Origin of the sequence: Chitinophaga pollutisoli, assembly GCF_038396755.1 — a bacterium.
In the GTDB taxonomy this organism is placed as follows: domain Bacteria; phylum Bacteroidota; class Bacteroidia; order Chitinophagales; family Chitinophagaceae; genus Chitinophaga; species Chitinophaga pollutisoli.
On sequence record NZ_CP149822.1, the window covers coordinates 5,753,323 to 5,770,177 of the forward strand.

General features: G+C 56.1%; 18 protein-coding genes. 6 read left to right on the top strand and 12 right to left on the bottom strand.

The annotated features are described in order from the left end of the window. Nucleotides 1-5 precede the first annotated feature (5 nt). From WJU16_RS24510 to WJU16_RS24525, 4 genes are all read right to left on the bottom strand, one after another. The gene (locus tag WJU16_RS24510; protein WP_341835989.1) at nt 6-422 is read right to left on the bottom strand and encodes a hypothetical protein; all 417 of its coding nucleotides are present in this window, start codon (nt 420-422) and stop codon (nt 6-8) included. Nucleotides 423-482: 60 nt separating this feature from the next. Further along, nucleotides 483-1,382, bottom strand: a complete 900-nt coding sequence (locus tag WJU16_RS24515; protein WP_341835990.1) for a DUF6929 family protein — start codon at nt 1,380-1,382, stop codon at nt 483-485. 15 nt (nt 1,383-1,397) lie between these two features. After that, nucleotides 1,398-1,820 carry a secondary thiamine-phosphate synthase enzyme YjbQ gene (locus WJU16_RS24520; RefSeq protein WP_404980353.1) on the bottom strand — a complete coding sequence of 141 codons (423 nt, stop codon included), beginning with the start codon at nt 1,818-1,820 and terminating at the stop codon, nt 1,398-1,400. An 85-nt stretch (nt 1,821-1,905) separates the two neighbouring features. Further along, entirely contained in the window at nt 1,906-2,841 is a 936-nt protein-coding gene (locus WJU16_RS24525) for an NAD-dependent epimerase/dehydratase family protein (RefSeq protein ID WP_341835992.1), read from the bottom strand. A gap of 87 nt (nt 2,842-2,928) precedes the next feature. Between WJU16_RS24525 and WJU16_RS24530 the strand changes: the two genes are divergently transcribed. Then, a complete protein-coding gene (locus tag WJU16_RS24530; protein ID WP_341835993.1) occupies nt 2,929-3,774 on the top strand; it encodes a helix-turn-helix domain-containing protein in 846 nt (281 codons plus the stop codon). A gap of 259 nt (nt 3,775-4,033) precedes the next feature. Here WJU16_RS24530 and WJU16_RS24535 read toward each other — a convergent pair whose 3' ends face one another. The 3 genes from WJU16_RS24535 to WJU16_RS24545 all read right to left on the bottom strand — a co-directional run bounded on the left by WJU16_RS24535 (nt 4,034) and on the right by WJU16_RS24545 (nt 5,857). Continuing rightward, on the bottom strand, nt 4,034-4,849 hold the full coding sequence (locus WJU16_RS24535; RefSeq protein ID WP_341835994.1) for a phytanoyl-CoA dioxygenase family protein: 816 nt from the start codon (nt 4,847-4,849) through the stop codon (nt 4,034-4,036). 61 nt (nt 4,850-4,910) lie between these two features. After that, complete coding sequence (locus tag WJU16_RS24540) at nt 4,911-5,492, bottom strand: GrpB family protein (RefSeq protein ID WP_341835995.1); 582 nt, start codon at nt 5,490-5,492, stop codon at nt 4,911-4,913. Continuing rightward, nucleotides 5,489-5,857: a helix-turn-helix domain-containing protein gene (locus WJU16_RS24545; RefSeq protein ID WP_341835996.1), complete on the bottom strand. Its 369-nt coding sequence runs from the start codon at nt 5,855-5,857 to the stop codon at nt 5,489-5,491. Before WJU16_RS24545 ends, WJU16_RS24540 begins: the two co-directional genes overlap by 4 nt. 82 nt (nt 5,858-5,939) lie before the next feature. Here WJU16_RS24545 and WJU16_RS24550 point away from each other — a divergent pair, with 82 nt between their 5' ends. From WJU16_RS24550 to WJU16_RS24565, 4 genes are all read left to right on the top strand, one after another. Continuing rightward, on the top strand, nt 5,940-6,872 hold the full coding sequence (locus WJU16_RS24550; RefSeq protein WP_341838691.1) for an NAD(P)-binding domain-containing protein: 933 nt from the start codon (nt 5,940-5,942) through the stop codon (nt 6,870-6,872). A gap of 406 nt (nt 6,873-7,278) precedes the next feature. Further along, entirely contained in the window at nt 7,279-8,301 is a 1,023-nt protein-coding gene (locus WJU16_RS24555; RefSeq protein ID WP_341835997.1) for a TonB-dependent receptor plug domain-containing protein, read from the top strand. Next, on the top strand, nt 8,244-9,722 hold the full coding sequence (locus WJU16_RS24560; protein ID WP_341835998.1) for an outer membrane beta-barrel family protein: 1,479 nt from the start codon (nt 8,244-8,246) through the stop codon (nt 9,720-9,722). Before WJU16_RS24555 ends, WJU16_RS24560 begins: the two co-directional genes overlap by 58 nt. Before the next feature lie 142 nt (nt 9,723-9,864). Next, on the top strand, nt 9,865-10,350 hold the full coding sequence (locus WJU16_RS24565) for a MarR family transcriptional regulator (RefSeq protein WP_341835999.1): 486 nt from the start codon (nt 9,865-9,867) through the stop codon (nt 10,348-10,350). A gap of 7 nt (nt 10,351-10,357) precedes the next feature. Here the strand turns inward: WJU16_RS24565 and WJU16_RS24570 are convergent, their stop codons facing one another. After that, on the bottom strand, nt 10,358-10,840 hold the full coding sequence (locus WJU16_RS24570) for a VOC family protein (RefSeq protein ID WP_341836000.1): 483 nt from the start codon (nt 10,838-10,840) through the stop codon (nt 10,358-10,360). A 131-nt stretch (nt 10,841-10,971) separates the two neighbouring features. Further along, nucleotides 10,972-11,289, bottom strand: coding sequence for an antibiotic biosynthesis monooxygenase (locus tag WJU16_RS24575; RefSeq protein WP_341836001.1), 318 nt, complete (start codon nt 11,287-11,289; stop codon nt 10,972-10,974). 393 nt (nt 11,290-11,682) lie between these two features. On the opposite strand from WJU16_RS24575, the gene WJU16_RS24580 reads away from it, so the two are divergent. After that, nucleotides 11,683-13,572, top strand: coding sequence for a HAMP domain-containing sensor histidine kinase (locus WJU16_RS24580; RefSeq protein WP_341836002.1), 1,890 nt, complete (start codon nt 11,683-11,685; stop codon nt 13,570-13,572). Between the two features lie 60 nt (nt 13,573-13,632). On the opposite strand, the gene leuB is transcribed toward WJU16_RS24580, so the two are convergent. The 3 genes from leuB to leuD are packed head-to-tail and all read right to left on the bottom strand — an operon-like array spanning nt 13,633 to nt 16,847. Continuing rightward, nucleotides 13,633-14,706, bottom strand: a complete 1,074-nt coding sequence (gene leuB / locus WJU16_RS24585; protein ID WP_341836003.1) for a 3-isopropylmalate dehydrogenase — start codon at nt 14,704-14,706, stop codon at nt 13,633-13,635. Between the two features lie 18 nt (nt 14,707-14,724). After that, complete coding sequence (locus WJU16_RS24590) at nt 14,725-16,221, bottom strand: alpha-isopropylmalate synthase regulatory domain-containing protein (protein ID WP_341836004.1); 1,497 nt, start codon at nt 16,219-16,221, stop codon at nt 14,725-14,727. A gap of 29 nt (nt 16,222-16,250) precedes the next feature. Continuing rightward, nucleotides 16,251-16,847: a 3-isopropylmalate dehydratase small subunit gene (gene leuD / locus WJU16_RS24595; protein ID WP_341836005.1), complete on the bottom strand. Its 597-nt coding sequence runs from the start codon at nt 16,845-16,847 to the stop codon at nt 16,251-16,253. Nucleotides 16,848-16,855 lie beyond the last annotated feature (8 nt).

Genomic DNA, 16,855 nt, shown 5'->3' on the forward strand with positions numbered 1-16,855 from the left:
CTTCGTTAAAATGTCTCGCCCCATTCATGGCCGAAAAGCTTGCAGAGGGAGGCCTCGCGATGGCCGTAAGTATTGCGGCTCTCTTCCGCAATACCTTCCTGGTCCATTTCTTCCTCGCTGACCTGGTACTCCGCTTCCTCCGGCGGTTCTTGTTCCGTGGAACAGATCGCATACCAGTGTTCTTCCTGCAACGATTCGATCTTGTATAATGCATATCCATAAACGCTGAGGGCCTGGCCAACGTAGTCCATGGCATCTTCCTGGTCGTCGCCATCGCGCATTTCGGCGAGCTGTTCCAGTTCGGCGGAAAAGAGAATGTCCATATCGGGGTATACCTGTTGCAGGCGGTAGAGTACTTCGGAAGCGTTTTCCTTCCAGGGAGCGGCGGCGATGGGCAGATTCGACAGATTGATTTCCCGCATAAAACCTATTTAGTGAGGCCCTAAAGGTAAGATGAGCGGATGGAACGGCCAAAGCCGCTTTTACAGTACGGCGTTGATGGTGAAAAGGCGACTGTCGCCCGCGTCGTTGTCGGCCACGAGGTGGAGCAGTAACCCCTCCGACCTGACTTTCTCCAGGCAAATCCCTTCGATCTTCTGCCCGGCGAAAACAGGGGAAACCGCCGGCAGGTTGATCATTTCATCGACCGTCAACGTTTCCTGCCGCGACTTTTTACTGAATTCCCGGACAATACCGAGATAGCTGTCGCCGATGATACCGTCGTCGTACGTACTGGTCGTGGCCTCGGTGGTAAATGTAAGTAGGAGGATATCGCGGGCGGAGATATAGCACAGGTCCGACACGCCGCAAAATCCCCGGCTGTTATCGGGGAGCTTCAGCGATTGGATAAATGGAATATCCTGCTCCATGGCGTTCCAGCAATCGGGGCGGGCGTAAATGAGCGTGTTGTGCGGATTGTCTTCGTGGCCGCGGTTGGCGAAGATGAGCCGCGTTTTGAACATCGTGGCGCCTTCGATATTGACGTCATGCAGGTGCTGGCCGAGGTGCTCCAAGAAATCGTCTGCATACCGTGAATAGATCACGGGATGATCGCTGGTGCGTAGGGGGAGCGGCACCAGTACGATCTGGCGGCGGGTGTCCAGGCTGGCGGAACCGAAAGCCGCGAGGTACACGGCCTGCTTGTGCTTCATCACCACGGCGGATTCCAGGTCGGCCTTCTCAGGTTTGGGAATCCTGTATTGCGGATGGGAAAAGAGCGTAACGGAACCGGCGGTACGGTACCGCGTGTCGAGGATGCGGAGCTCCCGGGCGTCGTCGCCCGTGAGGTAGAGCCGCCCTTCGGTAAACGCCAGGGCAGAGCCGGAAGGGAAGTCGGATAGTAATTGCTCTCGGAGGAGGCTGATAGCGGGCTGGATGAGCATATCTTCAAATATAAGTTATTCGCCCCAGAGGGTGATGACCAGTTGCCGGGGCCCGCCGGCATCGCGGTGCTCGCAGAGGTAGATGCCCTGCCAGGTGCCAAGCGCGGGGTGGCCGTTGCGTACGGGCAGCATCACAGAGCACCCCAGCAGCGAGGCTTTCAGATGCGCGGGCATATCGTCGGAGCCTTCATAATCGTGTTCGTAATCGGGATCGTTTTCCGGAACCGCTTTATTGAAATAGGTTTCGAAGTCCGCGCGCACCGTAGGGTCGGCGTTCTCGTTTACTGTCAGCGATGCGGAAGTATGCTGGATGAACACCTGCAGCATCCCGGTTTTCACCTGCCGTATGGCGGGGATTGCGCGCAACACTTCGTCGGTGATCAGGTGGAAGCCCCTGTGCTTCGCCGGCAACCGCAACATTTCCTGGTAGATCTTCATCATGGATCGATTTAAAGACAATTCCGGGCCAGTCCGGTGGCCCAAGATAGGGAATGCGACCGGAATATCATCGCTGTAGACCATGTTAGGGTTGCTGAAGGAACCATTGCGCGGTAGCTTTCACGCCGTCTTCGTAACGCGTGGGGGTGAAGTGGAAATGCTTTTCGAACCTGGAAGAATTAAAGCGGAAGGGGAACTCGTCTTGGTAATGCATTTCAAACATCTCGCGCATGAAGGGGTTGAACCAGCCGAAAACCTTGAGCAACCATTTGGGCAATACGAACACGCCGTCTTTCGCGCCCATTTCCTTCGCCGCCAGCGAAATGAACTGCCTGCCCGTCAACGCCGGGCTCACGGCCGGCAAGTGCCAGATCTGCCCGAGGGCTTCTTCGGATTGCGAAAGCAAATACAAAGCCCTGGCGGCATCGGGTGTGTAGTTGTAGGAGCGGGGCACATCGGCGTTGATGAACCACTGGGCTTTTCGACCTTTTTTCATATTGGCGAACACGAGCACTCCGGCGGCGCTTTTATCGCTGACGCCCGGCCCGTAAAAATCCACCGCGCGGGCAATGATGGCATCGATGGCGCCCGCCCGCATTTCCGCTTCGAGCATGCGGGCCACGCCGGCGCGTACTTTGCCTTTCCGGCTCACGGGGCGGTAGGGGGTGGTCTCGGTGATTTCTCCGTCGGATTTCCCATACATGTAAGCGTTGTCGAAGAAGATGAGCCTGGAACCGGAGGCTTTGCAGGCATCGATGACGCTGCGCATGATCCGGGGCCAGTCGCGTTCCCATATCGCGGCATTGTATTGGATGCCTACCAGGAGGTAAACGACGTCAGAACCCTGCACCGCCCGCAGTACCTGGTCGTGGTGCAAAACATCGGCGGCGATGGATTCCACACCCTCCACGGGCTGCGGGTTCCGGGAAACTAGACGGACCTGGTGGCCGGCGGACTGGAGAACGGGGAGGAGGGCGTTTGCGATGGTGCCGTTAGCGCCGAGGAGCGTATGTAATGCCATGATTGAAATGTTTTACTTTTGATGTGTGGTTTGATGATGCAAACTTAGCACCGGCGCACCGCCTGAAATTGTAAGAAAACGAACGCAATGGATATCTACGGCAAGAAATATGAAATCGACGAACGGCTGAAAAGCGTGCTGCAGCCGCTATACGCTATCAAGTCGCCGGAATGCTCCGCTACGGAGGTATTCCATCTTTCCCCTAATCTGGAAATGCTGCTGATCTTCAGTTTCGGGACGCCGGTGCGGTACACGTTCGAAAATAAAGGGGAACCGGAGCGGATGATGGACAAAATTATGATCCTGGGCCCCCTCCGCCGGATGCTCACCTACGAACGCGCCGGCGGCACCGATATTTTGGTGTTGCCTTTCGTGCTCGACGGCTTCTATCGCCTGCTTGGCATATCGCCTGACGGCATCGACCCAGGTTCCCCTGACGATCCGCGGTTCGCGCAAACAGCCGGGCTGTTGGCAGCCATGCACGACCGCCTTGCCGGATATACCGACCCGATGGAACGCGCCGCCGCGGCGGAGTCATTCGTCCTCCGCGCCGTCGCGCCACCGGAAGCCGCGTCTGTACCGCTGTTGCAGGGCCGCGATGCGCTGCATGACCCCAACCTCAATCCCGTAAAGGTGATTGCCGGGCAATGGGACATCACGGAACGCGCCGTGCAACAGCGCTTCCGGAAATATGGCGGTTATTCGCCCAAGGAACTGATCCGCTTTCTCCGCTTCAAGGAAGTGGTGAACTGGTTGCTGGCGCACCCCGACGAGAAACCCGACTGGTTCTTCCTCATCGAAAAATTCGGTTACCACGACCAAAGCCACCTCATCAAAGATTTCAAACTATACACCGGCGCCCCTCCCAGGGAATTCCTCCGGATGAACGACAACGGCAGCTTTTGTACGAGCTGGCAAGCGGAAGGGGATTGATACCGGGATTTACCCATCTTTGATTCCACAACATTCAGCATCAGCCGGTTTACCGGTGCAAAGAATTCGTTGGAAATGATTTTCGGTTGATCGGGTTGCTGCCATACCAGGCGGCAATTGGCGGTATATTGTTAGGTAAGGGTGCTGTAGTTTTGATGCCGGCAAGAAAAGATTGACAGGCATAGTAAGAAAAAAAAGCACGTTGCATGGCTGGTTTTGCAGTAGGATGCAAGCACGCTTTTCTTCCATACAACTATTTTCAGCCGGCTTTATCGAGCCCGATGCCCAGTCTGATAGCGCTTTCCACGGGGGTGTAATTGTTTTCGCGGTTGAAGAGGGTGAAAGGTTTTTTAGGATGAAGTCCGGGTTGGGCGAGGAACCTGGGCTGCGTGCCCTTGTGCTGCTGTGCCGCATGCACGAGGAAAGGGTGGCAGAGATAGACGGTTCCGGCTTCTCCGGTCGCCAGCACTTCTTTCCGCTGCCCGGTGCCACCCAGCCGGTCGGCGATCTGGAGGGCGGTGAGCCCTTTGTCGCCGTGGGGCCGCAGCATGCGGGCCACATCGAGGTGGGAGCCGGCGCGCAGCCGCGTGGGCGCATCATTTTCACTGACGTCGGAAAACAGGAACAGCATCAGCAGGGCGCGGCCCTTGGAGTGGAGATTAGACCGCCATTTGAAGTAATTCCCCGGATCCTGCGCGGCTTCGCGGCCGGGGAAGCTCACGTCTACATGCCAGCCGTCGTCGCCCGCCGGTTCGTGACCTGGAAAACGGACGGGAAACGTGCCAACGCTATGTCGGGGCGCCCATTTGCCGGGCCCCACGAGCTGGTCGAAAGCCGCATGCAGCAAAGGCGTGTTGGCCGCCTGCACAATCGGCGCATGCGAAAGCTCGCCCAGCCACACGACGGGCGCTTTCCAGCCCTGCGGCGCATCCGGCCGGAGGTTCATTTCCTTCCATAGAATTTCCTGCGCCTCCAGCGCCAGGTCGCGGGGGAATGCCTGATCGAGGCGAACATAGCCTTCCGTAATGAAGTGTCGGATATCGGCGTCCGATAAGGGAAGATTGGGTTGCAACATATGGCAGGGTTTGATATCCAATTTACGCAAATGCCGGGAAGGGAACAACAATAAACGGTTTTCAGCCTTTCCACCATGCCAGCGCCCGTTGCTCGGCGGATTTCACAAAAGCGTCTTTGGCGGCGTTGTATTCATTGGTGTCGCCGAATTCACGGGCTGATAACCCGATTTTTACCGCCGCATACGCTTCCGCCACCTCCGGATGGGAACGCAGAAAATCCCGCAACGCCAGGTGCCGCTTCCAGTGATAGGTATGCCGCACCATCACGTGGATGTTCACCAGCGAGGGGATTGGCCCGCCGGTCACGAAGGGGTCGCCGATATCGACGAGCGGCGGCGCCGTTTCGCCGGGCGGCATGCTCAGCAGCGCGAAGAACCGCCGGTAAGGCATGCCCGGTTCGTATTTGCGGAAGTAAGTAAAACCGCAGCGGGTCAACGGTTCCACGGTTTTGTCGAGCAGTTCGTCGGCCGCAAGCCCCACCAGGATGTCGATCACCGGCTTGGCGGCGAGCCCGGGCACGGAAGTGCTGCCAATATGGTCCACCACCGGGAATAAATGGCCAAGACTGTTTTCTATCGCGCGCTGATGTTCGCGGAAGGCATCCGGCCACAAGGGATCGTATGGAACGATCACGACTTTCATGATTCGGATGTTTCCATCATGGCGGCGGCCATTTCTTTCACGAATTCCTTATGCTGGTTGCCCCACTGGTCCATCACCGCGATGAGCGGCAGCACGGATGCGCCGAAGCTGGTAAGGAAATACTCCGCTTTCAGCGGAAAGCCGCCTGACGCTTCTTTGCGGATCACCTGCAATGCTTCCAGCTCGCGCAGGTGCATCTGGATTACGCGGGAAGGAGCTTCCGGTATTTCGCGCTGCAGGCCGCTGGGCCGGCGGATCCCGCGTGAGATCGCGTCGATGATGCAGGCGCGCCACTTGCCGCCCACGATCTTGTTGGCCACATTCACGCCGCAATCCAGGTTTTCGGAGATCTTCTTTTCGTACATGTTCCGAATGTAAGTTTTTTCCCTGAATGAGGAAAAGCCCGGTATAGGGAACTTTTTATCCCTACCGAATCTTTACTCCGTTATTGCCCGCGTTCGCGCCAACCCGCAATTTTGTTCCAGCAAAAACGAATGGAAAATGAAAAACAACAACGAAAGAACAGCGGCCGTTCTGGGCCTGGGCATGATGGGCGCCACCCTGGCCAAACTCCTCCTCGCGGCGGGATATGAAGTCACGGTCTGGAACCGCAACAAAGATAAATCCGCACTGCTGGCGGAAGCGGGCGCCACGGTGGCGGATTCGCCGGGAGCCGCCGTGAACGCGGGCCAGGTGATCGTGATGTGCGTACATGATTATGCCGCCGCAACATCCATCCTGTCCCAAACCGAACAATCTGGCTGGAAAGGGAAAGTACTTGTGCAACTCACCAGCGGCAGCCCCGCCGAAGCGGAGCAACAGGAGCAATGGGCGGAAGCGCTGGGCGCCAGGTACCTCGATGGCGCCATCCAGGCCGCACCGCAGCAGATGGGCCGGGAAGACACGCCACTGTTCCTTTCCGGAAAAAACGCGGCATGGGACCAGGCGCTGCCGGTGCTGAAGGTGTTCGCCGGATCGCCGGAATGGCTGGGCATCCCGGCGGGACTTGCCTCGTCGGTGGACCTGGCCACGCTGTCGGGAATTTACGGCACGATGATGGGCTTCTTCCACGGCGCGCGGATCATGGAGCACGCGGGATTCCCGGTCGACAAATACGCCGCGCTGCTGTCGGGCATCCTGGGCACATTCGGCGAATTCATTCAACTGGAAGGGCAGCTCGTTCACCAAAACCGTTTCGAAAAAAGCGAAAGCCCCATGAGCATTTCAGTGGATGCTACCGCGCGCATCCTCCGGCAGGCGCAGGAATCGGGGATTCATGATAAATTCCCGCGGTATGTAGCCGGCGCGTTCCGGGAAGCGGCGGATAAAGGATTGGCCAATGAAGAACTGGCCGCGATGATCAAAGTACTGCGGGGATAGATGCGGCCGTGCGCGGCTGGCTGAAAAATAGCCCGAAATCAGCTGCTCCCTGGCGTAAAATGCGCTTCAGGGAGCAGTCGCTGTTACCGCTCATCTATATTTCCCGCCATCGGGCATTTCGCCGGAAAAAACGGGCGGTCCGGGGCCTTCTGGCGTTGGCAGGAAGATTTCAGGTGAGATAAAATGCTGATTTGTAATGCTGAAATGTAAAAAACGGCCGCTGAAATGCAGATTCCGTCCAATGAAGCGATTTGCCTGGAAATGCTGTGTTTTACTCCCTAATTGCCCGGGAAAACGTCCGGAATCGGACATGGGAAATAAATAGTAAGCGCTTACGTAAAATGGGTTGGCGGGATGGGCGGATTGGATGAATTTCGAGGAAACAGCACCTCAAATCATACCCCCGATGAAGCGATTATTTGTACCCTCCGTTACCTGGAAATTGTTTGTCTGTCTGATCTGCCTGTTGCCCTTGCAGCTGCTGGCGCAGGAAACGGGCGTTTTGCGCGGCAAGGTGACCGGCGGCGAAGTGTTCCGGCCGAATGAAGTGATCGTTCAACTCCTCAACGAAAGCGACAAAAAACTCGTGAAGATGGAATACGCCGATGCGAAAGGGGATTTCCGGTTTACCGGCATCCGCGCAGGCAAATATCACATCCTCATCCAGCATCTTTCCTACAACCGCTACATTTCCCCGGCCATTACGCATACTACCTTCACCGATATCGGCGGCATCCGCCTGGAAGCCGCTACCCGCCAGCTCCGCGAAGCCAGTGTAGTGGCGCAGAAGCCCCTCGTGCAGCAACAATACGATAAAACCGTCCTCAATGTCGCCGGCTCCATCGGCGCGGCGGGGAGCAATGCGCTGGAAGTGCTGGAGAAAGCCCCTGGTATTACGGTCGACCAGAACGACAACATCGCCATGCGCGGCCGCCAGGGTGTGCTCGTGATGGTGGACGGGAAGCAGGTGCCCATGTCCGGCCCGGACCTCGCCAGTTACCTCCGCAGCCTCAACGCCGCGCAGGTCGACCGGATCGATCTCATTACCAATCCTTCCGCCAGATACGATGCCGCAGGCAATGCCGGTATCATCGACATCCGCCTGAAAAAAGGGAAGAACAACGGCACCAACGGCACCCTGGGCCTCAGCCTCGCCCAGGGCGCCTATCCTAAAGCCAACCCATCTTTCTCCATCAACCACAAAAAAGGTGCGTTCAATTATTTCGCGTCGTATAATTTCAGCCACCGCCGCGATTTCAATGAGCTCAACATCCACCGTAAATTTTTTCCGCGCAGGGCGAAGAAACCGGCGGCAATGATTACGACAATCTCTTCAAACTCAAATTCAATACGCATAACGTTCGCGGCGGCATGGATTATCAGCCTGATGCGCGCACGACCATCGGCTTCGCGGCTAATGCTATCGTGAGCGACGGCGGCATCGGGTCCGACAGCCGTGCGCAATCCTACGACGCGGCGCAGGCGCCCGCAGGGCGTTTCAATACTTTTGGCGACAACGATCTGCATCGCCGCAACTACAGCGTCAACGCCAATTTCCGCCGCCTGCTCGATACCACCGGGCGCGAACTGACGGCGGATTTGGATTACGCGCGTTTCTCCAACTGGGAATACCAAAACTACCGCACTTCCTATCTCGATAACCACAACGCGCCCCTGCGCCCGGATTTCCTGCTTTTCGGCGATCTCAGCGGCGACCTCGACATCTATTCCGTGAAAATCGATTACACGCATCCTGTACAGGCGCTGGGTCTGAAACTGGAAGGCGGTATCAAAAGCAGTTGGGTTCGCACTGATAATGACGTCAGGTTTTTCGACCGCAGCAATGGAAGCGATGTGCTGGATGAAGGGAAGAGCAACCGTTTCATCTACAAGGAAAACATCAACGCCGCTTACCTGAACGGTTCCGGCAAGTGGCGCAAACTGAATTACCAGTTCGGCCTGCGGATGGAACATACCCGGGCTAACGGCCGCCAGGTAATCCATGAAGAGCAATTCGACCGCGATTATGTGCAATTGTTCCCCAGCGGGTACGTCGGTTACCAGTTCAGCCCAAAACACGACCTGGGCGTAACGCTCAGCCGAAGGATCAACCGGCCCTCGTACCGCCAGCTGAACCCATTCCGCGTATTCCTCGACCCGCTGACGTCGTCCACCGGCAATCCCGCGCTGAACCCCGAAATCACCGCGTCGTACGAGATCGTGTACACCTTTAACGAAGCGTACACTGCAAAGGCGGGGTACAGCCGCACGACAGATAATATCCTGACCGTCCTCGGTCCCGATAAGGAGCCCAACAGCGTACTCCAGACCAACCGAAACCTCGCGCGGTACGATTATTACCATCTTACCATAGGCATTCCCGTTACCGCTTTCAAATGGCTTAACAGCAACAACACGCTAGTGGTATATTATGGCCGGTATAGTGGCAACCTTGTGAATACAGACCTCAACGAAGGCCGCGTGGCCGTGAACCTGAACAGCAGCAACACTATTACCCTGAACCCGAAAACGGCGATGGAGATCACAGGGAATTACCAGAGCCGCAGCTGGTACGGTTTCCTGGACGTACGCAGCAGCTTCCAGCTGGGAGCGGGCATCCAGCGGCAGTTCTGGGAAAGGAAAGGTTCCGTGAAACTGAATGTGAGCGATATTTTCTATACCGGCAGAACCAAAGCCTTCACAGAGCTGACGGGCTATTCCGAAGCGTTCCGCCAGTTCCGGGATACGCGCGTGGTGACGCTGACCTTCCATTATCGGTTCGGCGGGCAGCAACAGGGGCCGCGCAGGCGCGCGGGCGGGGCGGAAGAGGAGAAGCGCCGGGCGGGCTGATGCCTCGTGAATTTATCTTGTCGGCGCGTTTCCGGGGTGCCGGTTATCATTCCAGGGTGCCCGATCAACGCTTCAGTAGCTGATTCTGTGGGATTTTAAGGGAAAGTGCGTGGCGACACCTAAAAAGGAATATTTTTAAGGTATGAATATCGTCCACGAACTGGAAGAACTGGCATTGGCTACCCGGCTTAAAAGGCTTGGGGAACGTTTGTCGCAGGATGTTAGCCGGATTTACAAGGAATCGTCGCTGGATTTCGAAGCGCGCTGGTTCCTGATCCTGGAATTGCTCAGCCGCAAGAAAACGATGGGCATCACGGAGATTTCAGAAGCGCTCCAGATCAGCCATCCCGCCGTGGTGCAGCTGGCCGACCAGATGCTGGAGCAGGGGCTCATGAAAGCCTCGCCCGACCCGCGCGACGCCCGCAGGAGGCTGCTCTCGCTCAGCGCCAGCGGCAAACACATGTACAAGCGCATCGGGCCCATGTTGAAGGTCATCCGCGAAGAAAACCGCAAATGGCTGCAGCAATCAGCCGGCGATCTTCTCCGCATCCTGGGCGACCTCGAGCAGGCGCTCGACGATAAAAGCATGTACCAGCGCATCCGCGAAGGGCTCACACGCGAAAGTTAACCCCCGTTCAGGCGGTCACGCCGTTTACGGCATCTTCGATTTCCCTGATGATGATTTTCTTCTGTTTCATCATGGCCTGCGCGGCTTTCATCTGTTTTTCCTTATCCGGGCCCGCCATCAGTTTCGTCAGTTCTTCAGGCGCCACCTGCCACGAAAGCCCGAATTTATCCTTCAGCCAACCGCACATGCTTTCCTGTCCGCCGCCGGCCGTCAGCTTGTTCCAGTAATAATCCACTTCTTCCTGTCCCTTGCAATTTATCGTCAGCGAAATCGCTTCCGTGAATGGGAACTGCGGGCCCGCATTCAGGGCGATCATTTTCATGCCGAATAATTCGAATTCGGCCGTGAGAAGCTTGCCTGCGTGGGGGCCGCCCCAATCGCCGTAATAGCTTTTATGCGTGACTTTGAAATCGGGGAAGATGGATTGGTAATACTCCATGGCCTCGTCGGCATTGAAGTTGAACCAAAGGCAGGGCGTTATCTTTTGCATATCGTACCGTTTTTGGGTGATGGAATGTTACGGTACAAACTTACTCCGTTCCCACAGTTCGCACCCTGTGCATATGCGACAATAAATAGGCGTAAAACGACAAATTTAGCAAGCGGGAGAAATAAAGGTGTTTACGGTTGATACGCGGGGCCGGAGAAGGCGAACAGCGGCTGGTAATGTTCCACCGTGGGGAAGGGGTCGTAGAATTCATGCAGCAGGGCTTTCCACTCCTGGTACAAGGGGTGCTGGCGGAACCCGACGGTATGGTGCTCCACTGTTTCCCAGTTTACCAGTAATACATACCTGCCGGTCTTTTCCATGCAACGGCGCAACTGGTGCCCGGCATAGCCTTCCATCCGGCTGAGGATCCGCTGTGCGGACTCGAAATTATGCTCGAATGCGTCCGTTTTCCCCGGGATGACATCGAGAATTGCGACTTCCAGTATCATTGTTTGAATGATAATTTGATAGTAATATATACAAAAATATCGATAATTAAATAGCTGCACCAATTGCGCCTACACGATCCCTGCCGCCCATCCCAAACGCATGAACGATTCCCGGCGGGGCGATTTTAGTTGCTTCCATCCTGCATTTGCATAATCATAGTTATGTTTTTTTGTAAAGCTGAAATCTTACATTTGTACTGGAATTGTAGGTTGTGATGCCAGAACCCTTATCCATAGCGGATTCTGAAAAACTGGCATTCGTTTTGTTTAACAGCCATGAAACATGAACAGGGCCCCCGGGTCATATACCCCCGAAAGAAGAATGCACCTTACTGATGAAAAACAGGATAACCGAATGTAGGACGGCCCCCTCACCGAAGGAAACTAACACATATGCATTACCGACGAATCCGGGCCTATTTGCTATGCTGTGTGCTGACGATTGTGTGCGCCCATAAAAGCGCCGGTCAGTTACAACATATCAGGCAACTGCAGCAGTCCCTCGCCTCTACTACCGATAGCCTCGCTTATATCGATGCATTGGTCGATCTCGCCGATTATTACCATTACCGGCAGGGAGACAGCGTGCGATATTATGCCGAAATGGCCCTCGCAATGGCTGAACGACATGGATATGAGCGCGGCATCGCGGGAGCCATTACCGGCAAGGGCGTTTACTATATGACGCGCAACAATTACCTCTCTTCACGATTCAATAACGATGCCTTGCGGATGTACCGCAAAATGGGAGACAGCACCCGCGTTTCCCTGCTCCTCAACAATATTGCCATCAACTTTATCTTCGACGGCAATTATGCCAAGTGTATCGACAAGCTCCATGAAGCGGACCGGGTCGCCCAGCGGGCACCGAAAGATACCGTACGGGCTATGGTGCTTTTAAACCTGCTGGAAATGGACACCTCGCTTACTAAGCGGCAAAGGGATTCCATGCTGGTGATTGCCCGGAGGACCGCCACACGGTGGAAGGATGAAGTCATGCTGAATGCCTGCCTCCAGTACGAGGCAAACCGGATGTATGTTGCCGGCGGAGTCAAAGAAAGCCTGGTCATGATGGAGGGTGCCCTGGCCGACGCGGAAAGGATCGGCAACTACAGTTTCATGGCTTTCATACATGGAGATATTGGCAGAATGATCCTGGAAAGCGGCGGCGACACCGACTTGTCGATGCATCATCTCACGGAAGGGCTCACCATTGCGACAAACCAGCAGTTCTTCTATACCGCCAGCCTTTTGCTGCCGGAACTGATGAAACTTTGCGAACAAACGGGCGATACGGCCAAAGCTTACCAATATGCGCAACAACAGTTGCAATTGTCGGAAAAAGCAGTTATAGAGCTTCAGTCGTCCGGCTTTACCTATTTTGATTTTGTTTTGAACGAGCGCAACCTGCGCGATGCGCAAGAGCGGCAGGCCGCTCAGAAAAGAACGATCTACCTGCTCATCCTGCTGACGCTCGTTACCGGCGGGCTCCTGTTTTTTGTGTACCGCTCGCGCCTGCAAACCCGCAGGATGGCCAGGATACAGCAGGAGCGCAACCGCGAGCTGGAAGATTGGGACCAGTTCCACAACATGCTCATTTCCGTGATGGCCCACGATCTCCGCGCGCCTTTCTCCAACATTCTCGGCATTACACAGCTGATCAATATGACGGGACAGCTTTCGCCGGAGGAAATCAAGGTGATGATGGGCAGCCTCACGAAGACTTCCGAAGAAAGTATTCGTTTCATGGAAGGCCTCCTCGCATGGATCGGCACCAAGCGCAAAGGCGGGAAATTCACCACGGAATCGTTTATGGTGGAAGACGTGGTGCGGGAAGCCAACCACTTTTTCGCTCCCGCGCAGGAAGAGAAAAACGTTCGGCTCGAAATCGATGAAAGCGTAGAAGGGCAGGCAGTGTATGCGGAGAAAAATATGCTGGGCTTCATATGCCGCAATATCCTCAACAACGCCACCAAATATGCCGCCAAAGGCAAGCCTATCGTGGTGCGCGCCTTCATTGAGGGCGACAGCCTCGTAACTGCCGTCACCAACCATGGCAAAGAGCTCAGCGAAGCGGAAATCAATAAAATTTTCCATCCGGAACAAAAAAGCATGGCGGCCAAGGACGGGCTGAAAGGCGCGGGGATCGCCATGATTATCAGCCAGGATATGCTGGAGCGTATGCACGGGCGTATTTGGGCCGAAAGCGAGCCTGGCGTAGGCACCACGTTTTATTTCGCGCTACCGCGCAATGTGCAGGCCGGCAAAGCGGTGACGGCATAAACGAAAAATCCCGCGGACAGCCGAAGCGTTCCCGCGGGATGTTATTTTCCGAAAGCTTTATCAGAGTTGCGCCAGTACCTGGTCGCCCATCGCGGCGGTACCCAGTATTTTGTCTTTGGGCGTTTTTGCGTCGGCGATGTCGCCGGTGCGGAAGCCTGCTTTCAGCACTTTATCCACCGCTTCGATCACGGCTTCGGATTCCGCTTTCATGCCGAAGGAAATATCCAGCAGGAGGGCGGCGGAAAGGATGGAAGCGAGCGGGTTGGCAACGCCTTTGCCCGTGATGTCGTGCGCGGAACCGTGGATAGGCTCGTACACGCAGGTGCCGTCGCCGATGGAGGCGGAGGCCAGCATGCCCATGGAGCCCGCGATCTGCGAAGCTTCGTCGGTGAGGATGTCGCCGAACAGGTTGGCGGTCACCACCACGTCGAAGCGCTTGGGATCTTTAATGAGCAGCATGGCGGTGGCGTCCACGAACTGGTGTTCTACTTCCACATCGGGGTATTCGGGTGCGATCTTTTGGATCACCTCGCGCCAGAGGCGGGAGGTTTCGATCACATTGGCTTTATCTACGGAGCAGAGTTTTTTGCGGCGGGTGCGCGCGGCTTCAAACGCTTTGCGGGCGATGCGCTCTACTTCGAAGCGGCTGTATTCGGCGATGTCGAAAGCGGTGTCGCCGTTGTTTTTACGGCCTTTTTCCCCGAAATAAATATCACCGGTAAGCTCACGGAAGAAGAGGATATCCGCGCCCCGAAGGATTTCCGGTTTGATGCTGGAGGCTTCCAGCAGCTCGTCGAACAGTTTGATGGGGCGCAGGTTGGCGTAGAGGCCCAGTTCCTTGCGCATTTTGAGCAACCCCTGCTCCGGGCGTACCTTGGCGGAGGGGTCGTTATCGTATTTGGGATGCCCTACGGCGCCGAAAAGCACGGCGTCGGCCTTGTGCATCTTCTCAAGGGTAACGGCCGGCAACGGGTCGCCGGTGGCCTCGATAGCCGCGTGGCCCACGAGCGCGTCGTCGTAAGTGAAGGTATGGCCGAACTTCGCGGCGATCCTGTCCAGTATTTTCTTGCCTTCGGCAGTTACTTCCTGCCCGATCCCGTCGCCGGGAACGATTAAAATATGCTTTGTTGCCATTCGGTAGTGATTAATCTTTTACAGTAAGTTCAGCATTTTTTGCGTCGCCTTGATGGCCGAAACGGTCTGGTCGCTGTCGAGCCCGCGCGTTTTGAATTCGCGCTGGTTGGGCAGGCGCCAGGTGATGACGGTTTCGCAGAGCGCGTCCGTTTTACCGCCGGGCGGGATGCGCACGGTGTAATCGGTGAGTTGCGGCAACTCTTCTTTCCTTTTCTTATAGACTTTTTTCAGCGCGTTCATGAAAGCGTCGTACTGCCCGTCGCCCTGCGCATGTTCTTCGAACTGCTCGCCTTGTACGCTGATGCGTATGGTGGCGGAGGGTTTCAGATGCTTGGCGTGGGTGAGCACGTAATCTTCGATCTGCACCTTCTGTTCGATGGTGTTGCTGTCGAGGATGTCGGAGATGATATAAGGCAGATCGGCTTGCGTCACCATTTCCTTCTTGTCGCCCAGTTCGATGATTTTCTGCGTCACTTTCCGGAGATCGGCTTCCGACAGCCGGATGCCCAGCTGCTGGAGGTTGTTCTCGATATTGGCCTTCCCGCTCGTTTTCCCCAGTGCATATTTGCGCTGGCGGCCGAAGCGTTCGGGCATGAGGTCGCTGAAATAGAGTTTGTTTTTCTTGTCGCCGTCGGCATGGATGCCGGCCGTTTGCGTAAACACGTTTTCGCCTACCACCGGTTTGTTGGCCGGTACGCGGATGCCGGAAAAGGTTTCCACGAGCTTGCTCACGCTGTAGAGCGATTTCTCCGCCACATTGGTTTTTACCCCGGGCATGAAATCGTTGAGCGTGGCGATGGCGCTGGCGAGGGGTGCGTTGCCGGCCCTTTCGCCCATGCCGTTGATGGTAAGGTGGATGCCTTGCACGCCGGCGCGCACGCCTTCCAGCACGTTGGCGGTGCCGAGGTCGTAATCGTTATGGGCATGGAAGTCGAAATGCAGTTTCGGGTAACGCTGCACGATTTCGGCGAGGAAGTCGTAAGATTCGGCAGGGGTGAGGATGCCGAGGGTGTCGGGCAGCATCACGCGCCTGACGGGTTGCGTGGCGATGAAGTCGAGGTACTGGAACACGTATTCGCGGGAATGGCGCATGCCGTTGCTCCAGTCTTCGAGGTACACGTTCACGGTGAGGCCTTTCTTACGGGCCCTGGCGATCACATCGGCGATGTCCGCGAAATGCTGTTCCGGTTTCTTTTTGAGCTGATGCGTTAGGTGATTGAGGGAACCCTTGGTGAGGAGGTTCATCACCTTCGCGCCGGTTTGCTGCATCCATTGGATCGACACGTCGCCGTCCACGAATGTGAGCACTTCCACGCGGTCGAGCAGGTCGTTGGCTTTCGCCCATTTGGTAATGGCTTTCACGGCGGCCATTTCTCCGTCCGACACGCGTGCGGAAGCCACTTCGATGCGGTCCGCCTTCACTTCCGTAAGCAGCAGCTGGGCGATGGTCAGTTTCTCCGAAGGGGAAAATGAAACGCCGCTGGTTTGCTCGCCGTCGCGAAGCGTGGTGTCCATGATCTCAAGATGTCGCTGGGCGGGCATTATCAGTATATGCTTTTGGCGGCGAATGCCTGGATGTCGTCCTTCATCGCCTGTAAGTAATCGATATCATCGTAACCGTTCATCAGGTTATGCTTTTTGTAGCTGTTGATGGCGAAGGATTCGCTTTCGCCGGTGGCGGCGATGGTGATGGACTGCTTGCCAAGGTCTACGGTGATTTCGGCTTTGGGATCGGCTTCCACGGCGCGGAAGATCTTATCCAGGAATTCGGGGCTCACCTGAACGGGGAGGATACCGATGTTGAGGGAGTTGTTTTTGAAGATGTCGGCGAAGAAGCTGGATACCACGCAACGGAACCCGTAATCGTAGATCGCCCAGGCCGCGTGCTCGCGGGAGGAGCCGCTGCCGAAGTTCTTGCCGGCCACGAGGATCTTACCCGAATAGATCGGGTTGTTGAGGACGAAATCCTGTTTGGGGGAATCGTCGGCGTTGTACCGCCAATCGCGGAACAGGTTATCGCCAAAACCCTTGCGCTCTGTGGCTTTCAGGAAGCGCGCGGGAATGATCTGGTCGGTGTCTACGTTCTCGATGGGCAGGGGTACTGCGGTGCTGGTGAGAACGGTGAATTTATCGTATGCCATTGTTGGTT